A 1,721-nucleotide genomic window follows, 5' to 3' on the forward strand; every position below is an offset into this window, starting at 1 on the left:
TCAAAACCTAAAATCCAAAAGAGACACTTTCTATCTCACAATCTTTCAAATCAACCTTCTCTTTAGCTCCCTGCACTGTTTCTCTTCCTCCGAAGCGGGATGCAAAAGTAGGAAAAATATCCACGCCAGCAAACTAAACAATGACTTTACGTGAAGAAACAGAGTAAGAGTCTATCTATCAGGCTTAAAAAAACAACCCACAGATACAAGGTGATTAAATATAGAGGTATAGTCTAAAATGGCAATCGAAAAAAGAAAACAAGACAACGTAAAATCATTAAATTAACGCCTCAAAATTCCTACTCCGAAAGAATCCTGTAAAGTTCCAGATTAAGGTAGTAACTGTTTCCTTGCATTTTTCTTTTTTCAAGAATTCCCATATCAGTCAAATGATCTAAGTACTTCCTTGCTGTATTTTCAGCATATAGACCTGCATTTACGAAATGCTTCACCCTTGTTAAAGGTTGCGTGAACAGGAAATCAACGAAGGACTCTGGCCTGATGAAATTGCTATCTTCAATCACCGCATCCAAAATCGCATCCTTAGCCATAATAATGTCATTGATCTTTTGATAAGTAATATTGGATGTCACTTCAACTGCCTTCAGCATATACAAAATCCAAGTTTTCCAGTTCCCTCTTTGTGTGACACCTGACAAACCAGCATAATAATCTTCCTTATGCTCCATAATATACCTGCTCAAAAATAAAATCGGATAATCGAGCAGCCCCTTTTTTGTCAAATAATGGATATTGAAGACCCTGCCGGTTCTACCGTTGCCATCTCTGAATGGATGTATAGCCTCAAACTGAAAATGTCCGATAGCCATTTTCAACAATGGGTCGAGCCCATGCTTTACATCATCATTAAGGAAATCTATCAGGTTTCGCATTTTAGCTTCCACAACGCCTTTTCCTCTTGGCGGTGTATAGAATGCTTTCCCTGCATTTGGACCAGTTCCTCCTTCTTTGATGTAAATCTGGGCGACAGGGGTCCTGATCCCATCACCAAACTGACTGATCACACGATACATTTTCACGAAATATTCGGTATCAAACAGTTCTTCATTTTCAAGATGCTGATAACCCAACCATAAAGCTTCTCTATAATTAAGAATTTCTTTAGCCGGGCCATCCAATTGTCTTCCATGATCCTCGCTATAAGCCTTGTATAATTCGTCATCTGTGGTAAAAATGTTCTCTATGGCACTGGAGGCCTTTGCTTCCTGCAGGCTTATCGAATTAACCAACATCCCTTGATTTGGTATGGCAATGCTTCTACCTTGTAATCGAGCGAGGGCAGCTTTGGAATTACCCAATTGTTTATAAATTTCAAGGTCTTCATACAGATCCGAAGAGATGGGAAGATCAGGAAGTTCATTCCAGGGCTTAGTTCTGTCAGGATTGATTTGATATGGCATGTTCAAACATAAAGCTATCTAACATCAAAAACAAATATTTTTAAGGTTAGCCTAGAATATTACCTCATCATTGATTAGACAACATCAATCAGCCTTAAAAAATAGAAAAATTAAGGTTAGGTTTAAATCGAGTATCATTTTCAAATTGACCTTTATTAAAAGATACATCACTATTTTCCTGATCAGGTTATCTATAGGGCATTGATGGTATTTTTGAGTCAGCGGAGATTGCCTTGTCCCTTGCGGAACATGCCAATAGAGCTATCAGGTGGGCTTTGGGATTGGGAACCGGGATGTAAG

The 1,721-nt window shown here is 38.5% G+C and carries 1 protein-coding gene; it reads right to left on the bottom strand.

Annotated features, from left to right (window positions below; genetic code table 11):
• Window positions 1–299: 299 nt before the first annotated feature.
• Entirely contained in the window at window positions 300–1,421 is a 1,122-nt protein-coding gene (locus WAE59_RS25765; protein ID WP_337858891.1) for a Fic family protein, read from the bottom strand.
• Window positions 1,422–1,721: the final 300 nt, after the last annotated feature.

The sequence above is a fragment of the Pedobacter sp. GR22-6 genome (assembly GCF_037402555.1).
In the GTDB taxonomy this organism is placed as follows: Bacteria; Bacteroidota; Bacteroidia; order Sphingobacteriales; family Sphingobacteriaceae; genus Pedobacter.